Annotated in this window: 16 protein-coding genes and 1 tRNA gene; 7 read left to right on the top strand and 10 right to left on the bottom strand. The window is 66.7% G+C overall.

Features of this window, described 5'->3' with window-relative positions:
- The first annotated feature begins 3 nt into the window (after nucleotides 1-3).
- The 4 genes from E8L99_RS05960 to E8L99_RS05945 all read left to right on the top strand — a co-directional run bounded on the left by E8L99_RS05960 (nucleotide 4) and on the right by E8L99_RS05945 (nucleotide 4884).
- Nucleotides 4-267 (top strand): hypothetical protein, encoded by a 264-nt coding sequence (locus tag E8L99_RS05960; RefSeq protein ID WP_137098680.1) that lies wholly within the window; start codon nucleotides 4-6, stop codon nucleotides 265-267.
- 71 nt (nucleotides 268-338) lie between these two features.
- Nucleotides 339-1274, top strand: coding sequence for a class I mannose-6-phosphate isomerase (locus E8L99_RS05955; RefSeq protein ID WP_210421796.1), 936 nt, complete (start codon nucleotides 339-341; stop codon nucleotides 1272-1274).
- Complete coding sequence (locus tag E8L99_RS05950; RefSeq protein WP_137098679.1) at nucleotides 1271-3544, top strand: glycosyltransferase family 4 protein; 2274 nt, start codon at nucleotides 1271-1273, stop codon at nucleotides 3542-3544. The genes E8L99_RS05955 and E8L99_RS05950 overlap by 4 nt, the downstream gene beginning before the upstream one ends.
- A 38-nt stretch (nucleotides 3545-3582) precedes the next feature.
- Entirely contained in the window at nucleotides 3583-4884 is a 1302-nt protein-coding gene (locus E8L99_RS05945; protein WP_137098678.1) for a glycoside hydrolase family 130 protein, read from the top strand.
- A gap of 50 nt (nucleotides 4885-4934) precedes the next feature.
- Here E8L99_RS05945 and E8L99_RS05940 read toward each other — a convergent pair.
- Both E8L99_RS05940 and E8L99_RS23920 read right to left on the bottom strand, forming a co-directional pair.
- Nucleotides 4935-5024: transfer RNA gene (locus E8L99_RS05940), tRNA-Ser, on the bottom strand.
- Between the two features lie 155 nt (nucleotides 5025-5179).
- Complete coding sequence (locus E8L99_RS23920) at nucleotides 5180-5845, bottom strand: L,D-transpeptidase (RefSeq protein ID WP_215907053.1); 666 nt, start codon at nucleotides 5843-5845, stop codon at nucleotides 5180-5182.
- A 229-nt stretch (nucleotides 5846-6074) separates the two neighbouring features.
- Here E8L99_RS23920 and mepA point away from each other — a divergent pair, with 229 nt between their 5' ends.
- Nucleotides 6075-6995: a penicillin-insensitive murein endopeptidase gene (mepA, locus tag E8L99_RS05930; protein WP_252511275.1), complete on the top strand. Its 921-nt coding sequence runs from the start codon at nucleotides 6075-6077 to the stop codon at nucleotides 6993-6995.
- Nucleotides 6996-7023: 28 nt separating this feature from the next.
- Here the strand turns inward: mepA and E8L99_RS05925 are convergent, their stop codons facing one another.
- The 6 genes from E8L99_RS05925 to ppdK form a co-directional block, all read right to left on the bottom strand.
- Nucleotides 7024-8262 (bottom strand): MFS transporter, encoded by a 1239-nt coding sequence (locus E8L99_RS05925; protein ID WP_137098676.1) that lies wholly within the window; start codon nucleotides 8260-8262, stop codon nucleotides 7024-7026.
- Nucleotides 8263-8426: 164 nt separating this feature from the next.
- Nucleotides 8427-8651, bottom strand: a complete 225-nt coding sequence (locus E8L99_RS05920) for a hypothetical protein (protein WP_137098675.1) — start codon at nucleotides 8649-8651, stop codon at nucleotides 8427-8429.
- A gap of 168 nt (nucleotides 8652-8819) precedes the next feature.
- Nucleotides 8820-10262: a cell wall hydrolase gene (locus E8L99_RS05915; RefSeq protein WP_252511274.1), complete on the bottom strand. Its 1443-nt coding sequence runs from the start codon at nucleotides 10260-10262 to the stop codon at nucleotides 8820-8822.
- A gap of 143 nt (nucleotides 10263-10405) precedes the next feature.
- Complete coding sequence (locus E8L99_RS05910; protein WP_137098674.1) at nucleotides 10406-11362, bottom strand: ArgK/MeaB family GTPase; 957 nt, start codon at nucleotides 11360-11362, stop codon at nucleotides 10406-10408.
- On the bottom strand, nucleotides 11349-11657 hold the full coding sequence (locus E8L99_RS05905; RefSeq protein WP_137098673.1) for a hypothetical protein: 309 nt from the start codon (nucleotides 11655-11657) through the stop codon (nucleotides 11349-11351). Before E8L99_RS05905 ends, E8L99_RS05910 begins: the two co-directional genes overlap by 14 nt.
- Before the next feature lie 84 nt (nucleotides 11658-11741).
- Nucleotides 11742-14420 carry a pyruvate, phosphate dikinase gene (gene ppdK, locus E8L99_RS05900; RefSeq protein WP_137098672.1) on the bottom strand — a complete coding sequence of 893 codons (2679 nt, stop codon included), beginning with the start codon at nucleotides 14418-14420 and terminating at the stop codon, nucleotides 11742-11744.
- Between the two features lie 171 nt (nucleotides 14421-14591).
- Between ppdK and E8L99_RS05895 the strand changes: the two genes are divergently transcribed.
- Nucleotides 14592-15206, top strand: a complete 615-nt coding sequence (locus E8L99_RS05895; protein WP_252511273.1) for a glycosyltransferase — start codon at nucleotides 14592-14594, stop codon at nucleotides 15204-15206.
- 195 nt (nucleotides 15207-15401) lie between these two features.
- Nucleotides 15402-16352 carry a DUF2336 domain-containing protein gene (locus E8L99_RS05890; RefSeq protein WP_137098670.1) on the top strand — a complete coding sequence of 317 codons (951 nt, stop codon included), beginning with the start codon at nucleotides 15402-15404 and terminating at the stop codon, nucleotides 16350-16352.
- Between the two features lies 1 nt (nucleotide 16353).
- On the opposite strand, the gene hemA is transcribed toward E8L99_RS05890, so the two are convergent.
- Both hemA and E8L99_RS05880 read right to left on the bottom strand, forming a co-directional pair.
- The gene (gene hemA / locus E8L99_RS05885; RefSeq protein WP_137098669.1) at nucleotides 16354-17583 is read right to left on the bottom strand and encodes a 5-aminolevulinate synthase; all 1230 of its coding nucleotides are present in this window, start codon (nucleotides 17581-17583) and stop codon (nucleotides 16354-16356) included.
- A 146-nt stretch (nucleotides 17584-17729) separates the two neighbouring features.
- Nucleotides 17730-18446 (bottom strand): aldolase, encoded by a 717-nt coding sequence (locus E8L99_RS05880; protein WP_137098668.1) that lies wholly within the window; start codon nucleotides 18444-18446, stop codon nucleotides 17730-17732.
- Nucleotides 18447-18504: the final 58 nt, after the last annotated feature.

Raw genomic sequence — 18504 nt, 5'->3', positions numbered from 1 at the left:
GCCATGGCCGATCGCACAACCGAATCGATCGTGACCTTCCAGCGGGCGTTTTCGCTGAGTGCCATCGAGGGCAGCCTGCCCGCCGGCCGCTATCGGGTGGTCGTTGATGAAGACGAGATTTCCGGGCTTTCGTTCGTCGCCTTTCGCCGGACGGCGACGCTCTTCTACGTGCCGGCGATGTCCGCAGCAGCCGTCACGCGCCAGATGATCGTCATAGATCCCGCCGATCTCGACAGGGCGCTAACGGCTGATCTTGCTCCCGGCTGAGCCCCGGCGCTCCGATCCCTGCTCATCCCCACGCCCTACCGCATGCAGGCACCGTTCTGCAGGAGTAACCCATGACAATCGAAGCCGCGTCTCTGACCATGGTGCAGAGGCCGTGGGGCCAATCGGACCTGGAGCCGTGGAGCGGGCTCCGTGACGTCCGCGGACCGGTCGGCGAGATCTGGTTCGGGCGCGCTGATCCCGAGGCGCGGCAACCCCGCCTGCTCTTGAAGCTTCTCTTTGCTGCCAAGCCGCTGTCCATTCAGGTTCATCCCGGTGACGCCTATGCGCTGGCGCACGGTGAACCGAACGGAAAGGCGGAGGCCTGGTATGTCTTGTCCGCCCAGCCGGACGCAAAGGTCGCCACCGGGCTGACACGTGTGCTGACCGCCGACGAGCTGGCGCTCGCCATTCTCGACGGTTCCATCGCCGGTCTCGTCAACTGGCGCCCCGTTGCCGCCGGTCAGACCATCGCCGTACCGGCGGGAACGATCCACGCGATCGGTGCGGGGCTGGTGATCGCCGAAATCCAGCAGCGCAGCGATACGACCTTTCGCCTGTTCGATTTCGGCCGAGGGCGGTCCTTGCATCTCGACGAGGCGATCCAGGTGGCGACAGCCGGGCCGAGCGATCACCAGGCGCCGCCGATGAAGCTCACCGACGTCCGCACCTTGCTGGCCGCAACACCGGCCTTCGTGCTGGAACGCATCGATCTCCCGGCACACACCCATTGGGAACTGTCGGCGGACAACGAGACCTGGCTTTTCGTCATCAGCGGCAAGCCCAGGCTTGGCCAGCAGGAGGCGGAGATGGGGCGGGCGTTCTTCCTCGAGAAGGCCCGTGCAGGATTGTCGGGCGGGCGCGACGGTGCCTCCCTGCTGGTCGCCTATCCAGGTCCGGATCCGGCATCCAGTCTGTTGTACAATGTCGAGGGTCGAAAGGCCGCGCCCGTTGCGGGCGTGGGCGCCGCGATCGCCTCCGCCGTCTCGGTCAAGGAGGCGCAGGCATGAGCGATCCGGTCCGGGTGGCCTTCATCGGCAATTCTCTGCCGCGCCGATGCGGCATTGCAACCTTCACCACCGACCTGCAGCAGGCCGTCCAGTTGGCGCGGCCGTCGATGGAAACGGCCATCGTGGCCATGACCGACCACGGCCAGAGCTACAACTATCCCCCCGCAGTGACCATCCAGATCCGCGATGGCAGCCCCGGCGACTATCTGAGCGCGGCGGCGGCGCTGAACGCGAGCCAGCCCGATGTTGTCTGCCTGCAGCACGAATTCGGGATTTTCGGGGGCGAGGCCGGCGCGCACATTCTGCTTCTGCTCGCCCGTCTCACGATGCCGGTCGTCACGACGCTTCACACCGTACTCGCCGACCCGACGCCGGCGCAGCGGGAGGTGATGGCCGCGATCATCAACCTCTCTGCCAAGCTGATCGTGATGGCCGACAAGGGCATGGAGCTCTTGCGCACCGTCTACCGCGTGCCGACCGACAAGATCGAGGTGATTGCGCACGGCATACCCGACTTCGCCTTCGTCGAGCCCGATGCCGCCAAGGCCAAGCTCGGATTTGGCGGGCGTTCCGTCGTGCTGACCTTCGGGCTCTTGTCACCCAACAAGGGCATCGAGGTGATGATCGACGCCATGCCGGCGATCCGCGAGGGCCGGCCTGACGCCGTCTATGTCGTGCTCGGCGCGACCCATCCTAACCTGGTACGGGAGCAGGGCGAAGCCTATCGGGAAAGCCTGCAGGCGAGGGCGCGCGCGCTGGGCGTCGAAGATCACGTGATCTTCCTCAACCAGTTCGTCGACCTGCCGACCCTGCTCGACTTCATCGCGATGTGCGACGTCTACGTGACGCCTTATCTCAACGAGGCGCAGATGACCTCCGGCACGCTTGCCTACAGCTTCGGGCTCGGCAAGGCGGTGGTCTCGACGCCCTATTGGCATGCGGGGGAATTGCTGGCGGGTGGCCTCGGCGTTCTGGTGCCGTTTGGGGATTCAGGCGCTCTCGGCCGTGAGATCGCCGGCCTCCTGACCGATCCCGAAAGGCGCAACGGCATTCGGCAGCGCGCCTATGCGGCCAGCCGATCGATGATCTGGAGCCGCACAGCCGAGCGCTATCTTGCCGCGTTCGCCAGCGTCAGCCGCCAGAGCCCGCCGCTTCGGATTGTCGCCCGTCCGGAACAGCGCAGACGCGACCACAGGACCACGCCGGCCATGCGCACGAACCATCTGATGGCCATGTGTGACGATACCGGGTTGTTCCAGCACGCCGTCCATGCCGTCCCAGACAGATCCCACGGCTATTGTGTCGACGACAATGCGCGCGCGCTGTTGCTTGCCCTGGCGCTGGAGGCTTCCGGGGAACAGGCACTGCCCGCTCCCCTGGCTTCCCGGTTCAGCGCCTTTGTGCAGCACGCCTGGAATCCCGATGCCGGACGGTTCCGGAACTTCATGGGCTTCGACCGGCGATGGCTGGAAGATCGCGGCTCCGAGGACAGCCATGGCCGTACGCTCTGGGCCCTGGGCGAATGCGCCCGGGACGGCAATGACCGCCCGCGCCAGACCTGGGCTGCGGGACTTTTTGCAGCGGCCTTTCCGGTCGTGGAGACATTTGGCTCCCCGAGGGCCTGGGCCTTCGCCTTGCTCGGCCTCGACGGCTATTGCGCGGCGCGACCTGGGGATCTCGGCGCGGAACGTTTGCGGCGGATGCTTGCGAACCGTCTGATCACCCTGCTGGCCGCCGTGGAAGCGCCGGACTGGGTCTGGTTCGAAGAGGGTCTGTCCTATGACAATGCCCGCCTCTGTCAGGCGCTGATCGTGACCGGCAAGGCCATGGGCGAGCCTGCCTATGTCCGTGCCGGCTTGCGCACCCTGCGCTGGCTGATGGCTCAACAGACGGGCGCGACCGGGCTGTTCCGCCCGATCGGCACAGCCGGCTTCTTCGATCGGAGACAGGCGCCTGAACCCTTCGACCAGCAGCCTGTGGAAGCTGCTGCGGCCATTTCGGCCTGCCTTGCGGCCTGGCGCTCCGACGGCGACCCGGCCTGGCACACGGATGCCGCTCGCGCCTTCAGCTGGTTCCTCGGCGCCAATGACCTGTCGGTCTCTCTCGTGGATGTGGAGACCGGCAGCTGCCGCGACGGCCTCCACCCCGACCGCGCAAACGAGAATCGGGGCGGCGAATCGGTCGTCTCCTATCTTCTCGGCCTGGCTGAAATCCGTCAGCTGGCGAGGCTTACCGACGGGCTCGCAACGCGACTATCGCGCCTCGCCTGAGGTCCCCACCACGTCTCACCAGAGCCTCCGGAGAACTCTTGCCGCACACGACCTTCTTCAACCGCCACGCCCTGCATCTGAAGCCAGACCCTGCGCGCGTCATCGTTCGTCCGTTCAAGCCGGCGACCGAGCCCCGCGATCTCAATCCGACCGACAAGACGCGCGCCAACCATATCGTCGACCGCGTGCTGGCACTTGGTACCGATGCCGCCGCGGCGCAACTGATGGACGTGCTCGACAATTTTCAGGGGCGACACCGCGACCTGCTGGCCATTTTCGAAGCCCGGGCCGACGACATGGAAGACGCCCTCACCAACCATGCCGATTTCTCGCGCATCCAGAGGCAGCTGGTCGGGGCCTATTTCCTGCACGAATATTCGTTCGAGGCGGCTGCCCTGTTCAACCCGAGCATCGTCGCCCATCCGGATCAAGGCGGCGTCGCTCTGGGCGCCACCCGGTTCATCCTGTCGCTTCGGGCGGTCGGCGAAGGGCATGTCTCGTCGCTGACCTTCCGATCGGGGACCATCCGGGCCGATGGCGGAATCGAGGTCGACCCGGCGGCGAGGCTTGCGGCGGTGCCCAGGATCACCAGCCGGACCCAGGGGCCGGAAGGCGACGATGTCGACGTGATCTTCCGCAAGGAAGACGATCTCAGCGAGCGGGTGATCTTCCCGATCACGGAATCGCAGTCCAACGGGATCGAGGATGCGCGCTTCGTCGAGTTCGACGACAATGGCAGGCGCATCTATTACGCCACCTACACGGCCTATCGCGGAACCGCGATCCGATCGGAGCTGATCGAGACGACCGACTTTGTCTCATTCCGCATGACGCCGCTCAGGGGCTCTGCCGCGCGCAACAAGGGCATGGCCCTGTTTCCGCGCCGCATCGACGGGCGCTATGCCATGATCGGCCGGCAGGACAATGAGAACCTCTATCTGATGACGTCAGATGATCTGCATGTCTGGGATGGCGGACAGGCGATCCTGCGACCCCAGCACCCCTGGGAATTCGTCCAGATCGGCAATTGCGGATCGCCGATCGAACTGGACGAGGGTTGGCTGATGTTCACCCATGGTGTCGGCCCGGTGCGCAAATATTCGATTGGCGCCGTGCTGCTCGACAAGGCCGACCCCAGCAAGGTCATCGCGCGGTCGAGCGAACCCCTGGTGCGCCCCGAGCCTTCCGAGCGCGAAGGCTATGTTCCAAACGTCGTCTACACATGTGGTGCGATGCGCCACAAGGATCTGATCATCCTGCCCTATGCCGTGTCGGACACCTATTCGAAGCTTGCCACCATCAACATTGCCGCACTGCTGCAGACCCTGCAGGCGCCCTGATCGCGGGTCCCTCAGCCGAGGCTTGTGATTTCAGACGGTGATGTTGGTTCTGGCGGACAGGGCGGGATTCGAACCCGCGATACGGTTGCCCGTATACACACTTTCCAGGCGTGCGCCTTCAACCACTCGGCCACCTGTCCGTGGAGCGGGTGGATAAAGGCGCCGGCCGCGAAAAGCAAGGCGGGTCACGCAGCCGTCTGACCTGCGGCCGGCGACGCGTCTGCCGGGGCGCTGGTGCCGGGGCGGCTCCGCCATGGGCGGAGCTGTCCTGGACAATGCCGGAGACCGGACTCCGTCAGCGGCGCAGGAACCAGTCGTTGAAGAAGCGGTTCGGGTTGTCGGCCGAGGCGACCGGCACGGCCACGACCGCGCGTGGGGCCGGGGCCGCAACGGCGGCACGCGGTGCAGCCTGGCCGCCTGCAACCTGGGCCCGCGGGGCGGAGGGCTGGGCAAGGCCCATCTGGGCGTTGCGGGCCGGCGCCGAGGCAACGCGGGTGGCAGCGCCGCGGGACGCCATCAAGGGCTGGCTCGCGGGCGACGAGCCCTCGATGACGATGCGGGTCGAGCCGCGCTGGGCCGCCACCATGTCGAACAGCACGCGGGCATTGGCCGGCGCCAGGCGGATACAGCCATGGCTGTCGGTGCGGCCAAGGCGGGAAACCATGGTGGTGCCATGGATGGCATAGCCGCCGCGGAAGAAGATGGAATAGGGCATCGGCGCCATGCCGTATTTGCGCGAGCGCCAGTTCCGCTCCAGCCGCTGCGGGCTGTAGGTGCCGACCGGCGTGTTGTAGCCGATCCGACCGGTGGAAACCTGCCAGGTGTGACGGTGTTCGCCATCGACGATCACGCGCATGGTCTGGGTCGATTTGTCGACGCGCACGACGATCGCAGCATTGGCATTGGTCGTGACCAGAAACATGGACGCGACGAGGGCAAGAATGGCGGCAACGATACGCATGGATACTCTCCCACTGATCGGCACGTGCCGGTTCCCCCAGTCTCCGTGTCCACGAATTCATTGATTCCGTAGCGACATCGGGCTGTAAAGATGAATCACGGATTCACGTTAAGCCTTGGAAAGGATTCCGACTTTCGCGGCCGGCCGGGATCTGGCGGCCGGACAGGAATGGTTAACGAAACATGGCTAAGGTGAAGCCTGCTTCCCGTGACGCCGCCGGATGACATCCATGCTCGCCCGCCTCCCCCTCGTCGCCCTCGTCCTTGCCGCAGCGCTCCAGCCGCTGGCGGCCCAGGACCGCGGCACGCTGACGCCACGCGTTCTTCCGCCGCTGGCCAATCCCGACGATCCGAACCTGGCCGCCAAGGAGCTGTTCGGCCGGGCGACATCCGGGGCGCCGATGCAGGCGCGCGCCTTCGGCTTCTATTCGCGCGGCTGCGTCGCCGGCGCGACCGCCCTACCGGTCAATGGCGAGACCTGGCAGGTCATGCGCCTGTCGCGCAACCGCAACTGGGCCCATCCCGACATGATCGGCTTCCTGGAGCGGTTTGCCCGCAACGTGCCGCGCGTCTCGCGCTGGCCGGGCATCCTGGTCGGCGACCTGTCACAGCCGCGCGGCGGCCCCATGCTCACCGGCCACGCCTCGCACCAGATCGGGCTCGATGCCGATATCTGGCTGATGCCCATGCCGCGGCGGACCCTGACTGCCGAGGAACGGGAAATGACCTCGGCCATCAACATGGTGCGCGCCGACCGCCGCGACATCGATCCAGCCACCTGGACGCCCGAGCATCTCAAGGTGATCCGGGCTGCCGCCACCGACCCGCAGGTGGAGCGGGTGCTGGTCAATGCCGCCATCAAGAAGGCGCTGTGCCGCGAAGCCAGCGGCGATCGCTCATGGCTTGGCAAGGTGCGCCCCGTGCCGGGTCATAATTATCACATGCACATCCGCATCCGCTGCCCGGCCGGTGACGCGTCCTGCCGGCCGCAGGACCCGCCTCCGACCACAGATGGCTGCGGAGCCGATCTCGACTGGTGGTTCACCGAGGCGGTCTTGAACCCCCGCCCCAATCCGAACTGGCGCCCGCCGCCGCCGATCACCCTGGCGGCCCTGCCGGAGGCCTGCCGTCAGGTGCTGGTGGCGCGGTAGGGCCAGGCCGGCCCTACCCGGTAGGGCCTTATTCGGCCGGCACCAGAGCCGCCGGCTTGGCCGGCTGTTCCTTGATCGGAATGTTGATCAGGCCGGAGCCGATGCAGAACAGCACGCTCAGCCACCACATGATGTCATAGGAGCCGGTGCGCTCGTACATCAGGCCGCCCAGCCAGACGCCGAGGAACCCACCGACCTGGTGGGAGAAGAACACGAAGCCGTAGAGCATCGCCATGTAGCGCGTGCCGAACATCAGCGCGACGAGGCCGGAGGTCGGCGGCACGGTGGAGAGCCACAGGAGGCCCATCAGGGCCGCGAACAGCAGGGCGACGGCCGGGCTTGGCGGCAGCACGATCAGCATGAGGCCGACGGCGCCACGGGCGAAATAGATATAGACCAGCAGCCAGCGCTTCAACATCCGGCCCGACAGCCAGCCGGAGGTGAGCGATCCCACGATGTTGAACAGTCCGATGAAGGCCAGCGCGAAACCCGCGACCCAGGCGGGCATCTTCAGATCCGCCAGGTAGGGCGGGTAGTGCGTGGTGATGAAGGCGAGCTGGAAGCCGCAGGTGAAGAAGCCGATCACCAGATAGACATAGCTCGGATGGGAGAAGGCCTCCTTCAGCGTCGCGGCGACGCTCTTCTCCGCGCCGGTGCCCGCACCGACATTGGCGGCCGGATTGGTCGCCAGCGCGAAGGCCAGCGGAAAGATCAGGGCCGGCACGCAGGCGAAGACGAAGAGGGCGACCTTCCAGCCGAACAGGTCGATCAGCAGGGGCGTCAGCGGCGCGAACAGGAACTGTCCGAGCGAGGAGGCAGCGGTGCCGGCTCCCATCGCGGAGGGCCGGCGGCTCTCGGGCAGGAGCTTGGCGAAGCAGGACAGAACCAGGTTGAACGAGACGCCGGCAAGGCCGAGACCGACCAGCGTGCCGGAGATGACATGCATGGCGAGCGGGGGCAGCGGCAGGCCCATGCAGGCGAGACCAAGCGCGTACATGATGGCGCCGGCCCAGAACACCCGGAGCGTGCCGAACCGGTCGGCAATGGCGCCGGCGAAGGGCTGGCCGATACCCCACATCAGGTTCTGAATGGCAATCGTCATCGACAGGACGTCACGCGTCCAGCCGTTCTCGTTGGAGATCGGCATGAGGAACATGCCAACCACCGAGCGCGGGCCGAACGAGAGCAGGCCGATCAGGCAGCCGCAGACGACGATCACGAAGGGCGTGCGCCAGGTCTCGGGGCGGGCGGTGTCTGTCGAGGTCATGGCGCGCTCCGGGGAATCGACGTGCTGGTACACGATAGACTAGGCCGAGCTACGGCCAACCCGGAAACGAAAAGCTGTGATGACTGCCATCCCGGTACGCGATGGCAGAACGCGACGCGCCGGGGACAGGGCCCCGGCGCATCCGTATCAGACCAGGCTGCCGATCAGATGCCGGGGGGCACGGCGTTGCGATCGATCTCGGCCTGGGCGGCGGTGGGGCGGGCCATCGGCATCTGGCGGACAGCGCGGGTCATCGGCGCTGCGAATTCGCGCGGCGACTGCGTCATCACGCGCTCGGGCGTTCCGATGAACTGCTGTTCGGTGCCTTCGGCGAAAGCCGGGGCGAGGGCAGCAAGGGCGAGGGCGGCGGCAAGAGCGGCGGTCTTCATGATGGTCTCCATGTCACTGGGTCTGGGCCAAGTCTCGAGACACACGGTCATGCGTCTCTGCAGGCCCATACACAGCGGCACGGCAAGGCGGTTGCGCGCTCACGCCTCGTTGATACGGGACAGGCTGGGCGTGATCATCGCGTGATCAAGCCGTGATGGCGCCTGGGTTCAGCTTGCGCCGCCTGCGGCGACCGCCTGGGCCTGAGGCGCCGCGACCGGTTGCGGCTCGGAGCCCCAGTTGCGCGGGCGGTAGAACACATGGACGCCGATCTGCTGCAGGCGGTTCATCGAGCGTGCCCACCAGGGGCGGACATAGGTCGCGTGGTAATGGGTCGCGTGGCCCACATCGGCAAGCCAGAGCTGACCGGACATCATGCCGCGTGCGATGCGGGTCGCCTGCGCCCAGGGTTCGGCCTCGGTCGGCACGAGGCTGCGTCGCCCCTCGCAGGCGAAGGTGAACTGGCAGGCGAGGTGCCGGTGGGCGTTCTGATAGACGACGCCGCAGACATCGCGCGGATAGAAGCCGGAATTGGCCCGGTTGAGCACGACCTGAGCGACCGCCATCTGGCCACGCTCCGGCTCGCTGCGCGCCTCCCAATAGACGGCCTCGGCAAGGCAGCGTTCGGCGCGCACCAGCGTCGGCCCCGACAGGCCCAGGGCGAGGGCGGGATGACCATTGGTCGGCGGCCGCATCACCGGCATCGGCTGGGAGGGCTGCAGCGCCGACGGCGCCGGCATGGTCAGAGCGCGGGCCACGACGCCGTTCGGCTGGTCGCCACGACGATCGGTGGCAAAGCCGCCCGGCATCGGATCGAAGCCGGCCGTCGCCTCGTGGGTGGTCGCGACACGGAACGGCTCATTCTCGAGCGGGATCGACGGCGCGCCGAAGCCGGCGCCCGCGCGGGCGATAAGGCCATCGCCGGTGATGGAGATACCGGCGCGCTCGCTCGATGGGACTGCGCCAAGGCGCGGGGCGTCCTCGGCAGGACCTTCGGCAAGCAGCGGATCGGCAGGCGAGATGAATGGCGCGCCGAGGCCAAGCCTCGCGGCCGTCGACCGGTCATCGATGCCGATACCCGGCGTCACCGCCGCAAGCTGGATGCCGCCAAGCGCCAGCGGCGAATGTTCGGTATCGACGATCTCGCCGAGATCCTCGGCCTCGAAGCGGCCGATGGAGGCCAGATCGGTCGGCGGGGTGAACAGGGACGGCTCCTGGCGGAGCGATCCAATGCTGGGACGCAGTGACACGCGCTCGAGCAGCAGGTCGCCCTTGGCTTCGCGATTGACCGCCGGATAGATCACGGCGCTGTCCATGCCAGCGCCGAGCGCCGGGCCCGGCATGCGACCGGACCGGCGGGGATCGACCGGCGTCGCGGACATCCCGCCATGGGCCGCAAGGACACGCAGCGGCTCGGTCGTCTGACGCGGCAGGGGCTGAGGCAGGGCGAAGCTTGCGACCGCCATGGAGGGGCGCACAAGGCTTGCGACATGGCGGCGCCACGTCTGGTCAGCGCCCGACCGGGCCGCGAGAAAGCTTGTCAGATCCTGATGGGCCACCGGCTGGTTGCCGAGGACCAGGAAAGACGCGGCGAGGCCCGGAACAAGGACCATCGAGCCGATCTTGGACGCCATACGCCGACGCAACGCACGCATAGGCAACGCACTCCACGCAGAACGCCACACAACAACAGGCCGGGCCGGACACATTGGTCACCGGTCGCTAACCTTATCGCCGAAGTAACGTTGAGAGCGGGTTAATGCCCGGAGCCGGCAAGGCGGCGCGCGAGACTTTCGGTGGCGGCGCGCTCGCGCTGGAAGGGACCGTCACGGGCATCGAGACCCGGGAGCAGCGCCAGGCCGGCCGTGCCGAAGCGCGTGCGGATCGTCTCCTCGACCCATTGCCGCTCCTGCAGCACACGCCGCTCGGTCAGCCTCGTGCCAGCCAGCCAGCCAGCATGGGCGGCGACGGCGTCAGCGAGGGCATCGAGACCGGAGCCCGTCGTCGATGAGACCAGAACGACCGGTGCGACCCAGGCGCCGGAATCCCGCGTCACCAGCGTCAGTGCGCCCTCGACATCGGCCTTGGCGCGCAAGGCGGCCTCGCCCATGTCGGCCTTGGTCACCACGATGACATCCGGCAGTTCCATGACGCCGGCCTTCATGAATTGCAGGCTGTCGCCCGAGCCCGGCTGAATGCACAGCACCACCGTGTCGGCGACCATCGCGACATCGGCTTCCGACTGGCCAATGCCGACACTCTCGATCAGCACGCGGTCATAGACCGCGCGCATCAGCACCATGGCGGCAACCGTCTGGTCTGAGAGCCCGCCCAACCGGTCGCGTGCCGCCATGGAGCGGATGAAGACGCCGCGATCGGTCGGGTCGGTGGAGATGCGGGCCCGGTCGCCCAGCAGAGCGCCGCCAGTGCGCCGCGACGAGGGATCGATGGCGATCACGCCGACGGTCTCACCGGCCCGGCGCCAGCCGCTGACAAGGGCGTTGGAGAGGGTCGACTTGCCGACGCCCGGCGGCCCGGTGAGGCCGAGTGTTGCCGCCCGTGGATCGCGGCAGGCCCGGTCGAGGAGATCTGCGAGTTCGATGGACCCGGCAGCCGTCTCGATCGCCGCAAGCGCCGCCGCCATGGCGCGCTTGCCGCCGGTGCGCAGGCCATCGAGCGTCAGGACGGTCCGCGCACGATCAGCGGAGGACATAGCCGGTCAGGCCGATCTGCAGGAGCGCGCCGGCAATGAAGCCGCCGACCCGCCAGTTCATGGTCAGCGGTCCGACAGAGCCGCGCGCGGCCAGGGCATTGACCGCCAGATCGAACGGGAAGGCGACGATCAGCAGCAGCAGCATGCCCGGCACCTTCTCGCCAAGGCCCGGATAGGCCTTGAGCAGAAAGGCGATGCCTGCGCCCGCCACCAGCATGAGGGCCGTGAAGGCGAGGCCGGTGACGGGCAGGGTGCGGTCGGTCGGTTCGGTCACGCTGAAGATCTCGCGGCTCATCTGGATTGGCCGGAACCGTCGCATGTCTGGCACCGGACGGCCAGAGACGGCGACTGCGCCGTTAGACGCAGCCGCCGCAATTCGTCAGGCCTGGCTTGCCGCCGCCTTGCCGAGAGCTGCCTGCGCGGCCGCCAGGCGGGCGATCGGCACGCGGAACGGCGAGCACGACACATAATCGAGGCCGACCGTCTCGCAGAAGTGGATGGAGGCGGGATCGCCGCCATGCTCGCCGCAGATGCCGAGCTTGATGTCGGGCCTGGTGGCGCGGCCGCGTTCGGCGGCAATCTTGACCAGTTCGCCGACGCCATCCTGATCGAGCGAGACGAAGGGATCGACCTCCAGCAGGCCCTTGGCGAGATAGGGATTGAGGAAGCTCGCCGCGTCGTCGCGCGAGATGCCGAAGGTCGTCTGCGTCAGATCGTTGGTGCCGAACGAGAAGAATTCAGCGGATTCGGCGATCTTTCCAGCCTGCAGGGCAGCCCGCGGCAGCTCGATCATCGTGCCGACGATATATTCGAACGTCACGCCCTTCTCGGCCATGACCGCTTCGGCCATGGCGACGATGCGCGCCTTCACGATGTCGAGCTCGGCCTTGATGGCGACCAGCGGCACCATGACCTCGGGGACGACCGGCTTGCCGCTCTTGGCGGCGGAATCGGCGGCAGCCTCGAAGATCGCGCGGGCCTGCATCTCCGCGATCTCGGGATAGGCCACGGCCAGACGGCAGCCTCGGAAGCCGAGCATTGGATTGAACTCGTGCAGCTCCTCGGCGCGCGCCTTGAGCTTGCGGGGATCGGCGCCCATGGCCTTGGCCACTTCGGCGATTTCCTCGTCGGTGTGCGGCAGGAATTCGTGCAACGGCGGATCGAGCAGGCGGATGGTCACCGGCAGGCCCGCCATGATGTCGAACAGCTCGACGAAGTCGGAGCGCTGCATCGGCAGGAGCTTGGCGAGCGCGGCACGACGGCCCTTCTCGTCGTCGGCGAGGATCATCTCGCGGACGGCGACGATGCGGTCCTCGTCGAAGAACATGTGCTCGGTACGGCAGAGGCCGATGCCCTCGGCGCCGAACTTGACCGCGACGCGGGCATCCGCCGGCGTTTCGGCATTGGTGCGCACCTTCAGGCGGCGGGTCTGGTCGGCCCAGCCCATCAGCGTGCCGAATTCGCCGGAGAGTTCCGGCTGCAACATGGCGACCTCACCGAGCAGGACCTGGCCGGTCGAGCCGTCGATGGTGATGACATCGCCCTTCTTCAGGGTCTGGCCAGCCACCGTCATGGTCTGAGCCTGGTAGTCGACGCGCAGCGAGCCGGCGCCCGAGACGCAGGGCTTGCCCATGCCGCGGGCGACCACCGCCGCGTGGCTGGTCATGCCGCCGCGGGTGGTGAGGATGCCTTCGGCTGCATGCATGCCGTGGATGTCCTCGGGGCTCGTCTCGACGCGCACCAGGATGACCTTGTGGCCGGCGGCCTTCATGGCTTCGGCTTCATCCGAATTGAACACGATCTCGCCCTGGGCGGCGCCGGGGGATGCCGGCAGGCCGGAGGCGAGCACGCGCCGCTCGGCCTTGGGATCGATGGTCGGGTGGAGAAGCTGGTCGAGGGAGGCCGGATCGACGCGCAGCACGGCCTCTTCGCGGGTCAGCACGCCTTCATTGGCGAGCTCAACCGCGATCCTGAGGCTCGCCTTGGCGGTCCGCTTGCCGTTGCGGGTCTGGAGCATCCAGAGCTTGCCGCGCTCGACGGTGAATTCCAGGTCCTGCATGTCGCGATAGTGCTTTTCCAGCGTCGCAGCGACCTTGATGAACTGCTCGTAGACGGCCGGAAGGGCCGTTTCCATCGACGGCTTGTCGGAGCCCGCCGCGATGCGCGCGATCTCGGTGATGTTCTGCGGCGTGCGGATGCCGGCCACCACGTCCTCGCCCTGGGCGTTGATTAGGAACTCGCCATAGAGTTCATGTGCGCCGGTGGAGGGATTGCGGGTGAAGGCGACGCCGGTTGCCGAGGTGTCGCCCATATTGCCGAACACCATGGCCTGCACATTGACGGCAGTGCCCCAGCTCTCGGGAATCTGGTGCAGGCGCCGGTAGGTGATGGCGCGCTGGTTCATCCAGGACGAGAAGACCGCGCCAACAGCGCCCCAGAGCTGCTCATGCGGGTCCTGCGGGAAGGGCTTGCCGGTCTCGTGGACGACCTTCTGCTTGTACTCGCCGATCAGATGCTTCCAGTCGGCGGCGTCCAGCTCGGTGTCGAGCGAGACACCCTTGCGGTCCTTGTAATGCTCCAGGATCTCCTCGAAATTGTGGTGCTCCACGTCGAGCACGACATTCGAATACATCTGGATGAAGCGGCGATAGCTGTCATAGGCAAAGCGCTGATCGCCCGCACCCTGGGCGACCGCTTCAACGGTGACGTCGTTCAGCCCGAGATTGAGGATCGTGTCCATCATGCCCGGCATGGAGGCGCGCGCGCCCGAGCGGACCGAGACCAGAAGGGGATTGGCGGGATCGCCGAAAATCTTGCCGGTCTGGCGGCCGACCTGGGCGAGGCCGGCTTCCACCTGGCTCTTCAGTTCCGGCGGATAGGCCTGACCGTTGGCATAATACCAGGTGCAGACTTCGGTGGTGATGGTGAAGCCCGGGGGAACCGGCAGGCCCATGTTCGACATCTCGGCGAGGTTCGCGCCCTTGCCACCGAGCAGGTTGCGCATGCTCGACTGCCCTTCGGCCTTGCCGTCGCCGAAAGTGTAGACCCATGTCGTCATCATCGAAATCCCGGTTCCGATCTTGCACCGCAGCGAGAACCGCGCGGTGCGCCTCTTTAGGCGCTTTGCCCCCCGCATTTCAACTACGGAGGCATGTGCTCAACCATTCCGGCCGGGCGCTTTGATGTCCGCTGGATGAAGGCTGGATGAACGGCCGCGCATGCGCCTATAGTGCAGCGCAACAGAAAACGGCCCTCACCCTTGCTCAGCGTCGTCATCTCAACCCTCAACGACGAGCGGCGTCTCGTCCCAACCCTGGCCTCGCTGGTTCCAGGCGCAGCCGATGGATTGATCGCCGAAGCGATCATCGTCGACGGCGGATCGACCGACGACACCGACGCCGTCGCCGATATCGCCGGCTGCCGCTTCCTGAAGGGGCCTGCCGACCACGGCCAGAGGCTGGCCGAAGGGGCGTCGGTGGCGCGGGCGCCATGGCTCCTGTTCATGCGGCCGGGCGTCGTCCTCGACGAGGGGTGGATCCGCGAGGTGCGCAGTTTCCTCGAGGCTGTGACCAGAAGCGGCGAGCAGGAACGCCGCGCAGCCATCTTCTCGATCGACATTGACGGTTTCGGCCTCAAGCCGAGGATCCGCGGCCTTCGGGCGCGCGCCGCCTTCCGCCTTGGGTTCGGCGCGCACGCCGCACAAGGACTTCTGATTTCCGCGATCGCCTATCAGAACCGTGGCGGGCACCGCCAGGGCCCTCAGGCCGAACGCTCGCTGTCCCGCTCGATCGGCAGCCGCTCCATCAGTGTCCTCAGGATCCGGGCACGGCTCCTGTCCATGTAGTCCCCTGCTTCCGGTTCCAGTGGCGTTCCTTGCCGCCTGCCAGGACAGGCCTGGTCGATCTCAGTAATTCTTCGCAGTCAATGGTATTGGGTCACCGTTCACATCTTATGACATGCGTAAATCGCAGATTTGACGCGCTCAGGCGCTTCAGGGGCGGTTAAGAATTTTCGGCCATTGTTCGGCAAAAGGCTGGCAATGATGACCGCAAGTCTCACCACTGCTCTCGATCCTATCAACGCCATGATTGGTGCGCTGTCGCCCAAGCTGCGCGGCGCGTTGGTGGAGGAATTGGTCGAGGAAATTTCACGGGATCGGCCGGATGCCGAGAGCCGGAAGGCGCGTGTTCTCGACAGCATCGTCGCCAATGCGTTGCGCGATGCGCCGATGTCGAGCCGTGTGCGCGCCTCGCCCAAGCTCGTGCGCTGCATCAGCTCGCTCCCCGATACGGTGACGGCCATTGCCTGCGACGTCGTCGCGGTCGCCGAGGCGGTTCTGGTGGCAAACGACATGCCCGACGCGATCCTGTCGGAGGTCTGCACCGCGGACCGCCAGGAACATATGCGGGTGATCGCCAAGCGGCCCTCGGTTTCTGCGGCGGTCGCCGACAAGATCGCGCTGCTCGGCGAAAGCGCGACGGTTCTTCTTCTGGTGAGAAATGCCGGCGCCCGGCTGTCGCCTGCGGGATTCGACGACATTGTGGCACGGCTGGGAACCGATCCCGCGATCCGATCCGGCCTGAGCCAGCGCGGCGACTGCCCTTCCGAGATCGCCGCCAAGATCGCCATGCCCACGAACGAGGCCTTGTCCGGTGAGGCGCTGATCGAGAAACTGCAGCAGCTGACGACCGACCGCGAGCTTCTTCCCGCTGTCGATCTGCTGATGCGCTCGATCGGACGCGACCAGGATGCCGGCCGGAAGATCCTGGAGCGTGATGACGAGAAGGCGCTGGGCGCTGTCTGCCATGTCGCCGGTATCGACGCCCATACTTACGAGGCGCTGATCGAATGCTGGCGCGTCTCGGCCGGCAAGTCGCTGGCCGATGTCCACAAGTCGCCCGTTCGGTTCCGCCTGATGCGGCCGGCCGAGATCGACCGCATCGTGGCGCGCCTGCCGATGGCGCGGGCGCGGGTCGCCGAGCCCGCCTGAGCTATTCGGCCGCTTCCTGGCGCGCGACCAGCGGCAGGTCGAGGGCAATCCAGGTTTCGAGCAGGGCGCCGGCCAGATCATCGATCATCCGGTCGGTATGCGCCGGTCCGGGCGTGACCCGCAGGCGCTCGGTGCCGATCGGAACGGTCGGGTAATTGATCGGCTGAATGTAGATGCCGTGACGCTCCAGCAGCCGGTCACTGGCTGCCTTGCACTTCTCGGCATCCCCGACCATGACCGGAACGATATGGGTCTGGCTGTCCATCACCGGCAGGCCGGCAAGCGACAGGACCCGCTTGGCACGCGCCGCCTGACGCTGCTGGCCGGCACGCTCGGTGGCTGAGGCCTTGAGGTGGCGGATCGAGGCAAGCGCCGCGGCTGCAACCGCCGGCGGCAGGGCCGTCGTGAAGATGAAGCCCGCGGCATGGGAGCGGACTGCGTCGATGACAGCGGCATCACCCGCGATATAGCCGCCCATGACGCCGAAGGCCTTGCCCAGCGTGCCCTCGATCACGTCGATCCGGTCCATCTGGCCGTCGCGCTCGGCGACGCCGCCGCCACGCGGTCCATACATGCCGACCGCGTGCACCTCGTCGATATAGGTCATGGCCCGATAGCGTTCCGCGAGATCGCAGATCGCCTTGATCGGTCCGATATCGCCGTCCATCGAGTAGACGCTCTCGAACACGATCAGCTTGTTGCGCTCCGGACCGGCAAGCTTCAGCAGTTCCTCCAGATGCGCCATGTCGTTGTGGCGGAAGATCTGGCGTTCGCAGCCGGCCTGCCGGACGCCCTCGATCATCGAATTGTGGTTCAGCGCGTCGGAGAGGATCAGGCAGTCCGGGATCAGCTTGGCGATGGTCGAGATGCCGGCCTGATTGGAAATATAGCCCGAGGTGAAGACGAGGGCTGCCTGCTTGCCGTGAAGATCGGCGAGTTCCTGCTCCAGTTCGACGATCGGATGCGACGTGCCCGAAATGTTGCGGGTACCGCCGGCGCCGGCGCCCATGCGGATGGCGGCCTCTGCCATCGCGCCGGTCACCGAGGGATGGTGGCCCATGCCGAGATAGTCGTTGGAGCACCAGATGACGACGTCGCGCGGACCGTTCGGGCTGTGCCAGGTGGCGGCGGGAAAGCGGCCAACCTGCCGTTCGAGGTCGGCGAACACGCGGTAGCGGCGCTCGTCCTTCAGCCTCGCCACGGCTTTGTCGAAGAAGTGGGAATAGGTCATGGCACGTCCGTCTTATTCGTGCCCCGGCTCGGGGGTCTTGTCATCATGACGCAGCGGCCGGGGCCTCCGCGTTGATCGGCATCAAGCGTTCCCTGGAATCATTATCATGAGGACCGACGGTTCCGCCATGCGGCAGGGCGGCCTCTTCAAAGGCCGTTCAGCCGCATCAGGGCTTCGAAGTGCTTGGTCGCCTGATAGTCGAGCACCTGCATCCATTCGCGGGCCGTCTGCTTCTGGTGCTCTTCCGGTATGATCTTGAGCGGCAGGCCGGTCGATTGCGCCAGGATCTGCTGGCGGCAGGCGCGCTCCAGATAATAGAGGTCGTCGAAGGCAACAGCGACCGTCGGGCCGCCGATCGACACGCCATGGTGGTCGAGGAAGATCACATCGGCGTGGGGATTGTCCTTTTGTGCCTGGGCGATGCGCTCGCCCTCCTCGGCATTGAGGGCGACGCCGCCGAAGCCCTGATGCGCCATGCGGCCGAGGAAGCGGCAGGCCGTCTGATGCGCCATTTCCAGGCGTCCGCCCTCGACCATGGTGAGGGCTGTCGCATGCGGCATGTGGACGTGGAGGATCGCCTGGTGCCGGGGATTGGCGCGATGGCCGGCAATGTGGATGTTGCGCGCGGTCGCCTCGACCTCGCCCCAGCCCTCGATCACCGTGCCGTCGCCGTCGATCAGCAGCAGGTCGTCGGGACGCATCTCGCCCCAATGCACGCCGTAGGGATTGATGAGATAGCGCTCGTCCGCGCCGGGCACGACGACCGAGAAGTGATTGCAGATGCCCTCGTTGAGATCGAAGGCGGCGGTCAGCCGCAGGGCTGCTGCCAGTTCGCGGCGGAGCGTCTTCACATCGGTCGGCATGGCGTTGAGGCCTCTGGCGGATCGGTCACAAACAAACGCCTGCGGCGAACCGCAGGCG

This window comes from Phreatobacter aquaticus, from assembly GCF_005160265.1.
In the GTDB taxonomy this organism is placed as follows: Bacteria; Pseudomonadota; Alphaproteobacteria; order Rhizobiales; family Phreatobacteraceae; genus Phreatobacter; species Phreatobacter aquaticus.
This window is presented reverse-complemented; position numbering and strand designations above follow the sequence as displayed.

Coding starts and splice junctions, on each gene's coding strand:
- E8L99_RS05960 (WP_137098680.1), top strand. CDS start 4: ATGGCCGATCGCACAACCGAATCGATCGTGACCTTCCAGCGGGCGTTT.
- E8L99_RS05955 (WP_210421796.1), top strand. CDS start 339: ATGACAATCGAAGCCGCGTCTCTGACCATGGTGCAGAGGCCGTGGGGC.
- E8L99_RS05950 (WP_137098679.1), top strand. CDS start 1,271: ATGAGCGATCCGGTCCGGGTGGCCTTCATCGGCAATTCTCTGCCGCGC.
- E8L99_RS23920 (WP_215907053.1), bottom strand. CDS start 5,845: ATGCGTATCGTTGCCGCCATTCTTGCCCTCGTCGCGTCCATGTTTCTG.
- mepA (WP_252511275.1), top strand. CDS start 6,075: ATGCTCGCCCGCCTCCCCCTCGTCGCCCTCGTCCTTGCCGCAGCGCTC.
- E8L99_RS05925 (WP_137098676.1), bottom strand. CDS start 8,262: ATGACCTCGACAGACACCGCCCGCCCCGAGACCTGGCGCACGCCCTTC.
- E8L99_RS05920 (WP_137098675.1), bottom strand. CDS start 8,651: ATGAAGACCGCCGCTCTTGCCGCCGCCCTCGCCCTTGCTGCCCTCGCC.
- E8L99_RS05915 (WP_252511274.1), bottom strand. CDS start 10,262: ATGGTCCTTGTTCCGGGCCTCGCCGCGTCTTTCCTGGTCCTCGGCAAC.
- E8L99_RS05910 (WP_137098674.1), bottom strand. CDS start 11,362: ATGTCCTCCGCTGATCGTGCGCGGACCGTCCTGACGCTCGATGGCCTG.
- E8L99_RS05905 (WP_137098673.1), bottom strand. CDS start 11,657: ATGAGCCGCGAGATCTTCAGCGTGACCGAACCGACCGACCGCACCCTG.
- ppdK (WP_137098672.1), bottom strand. CDS start 14,420: ATGACGACATGGGTCTACACTTTCGGCGACGGCAAGGCCGAAGGGCAG.
- E8L99_RS05890 (WP_137098670.1), top strand. CDS start 15,402: ATGATGACCGCAAGTCTCACCACTGCTCTCGATCCTATCAACGCCATG.
- hemA (WP_137098669.1), bottom strand. CDS start 17,583: ATGACCTATTCCCACTTCTTCGACAAAGCCGTGGCGAGGCTGAAGGAC.
- E8L99_RS05880 (WP_137098668.1), bottom strand. CDS start 18,446: ATGCCGACCGATGTGAAGACGCTCCGCCGCGAACTGGCAGCAGCCCTG.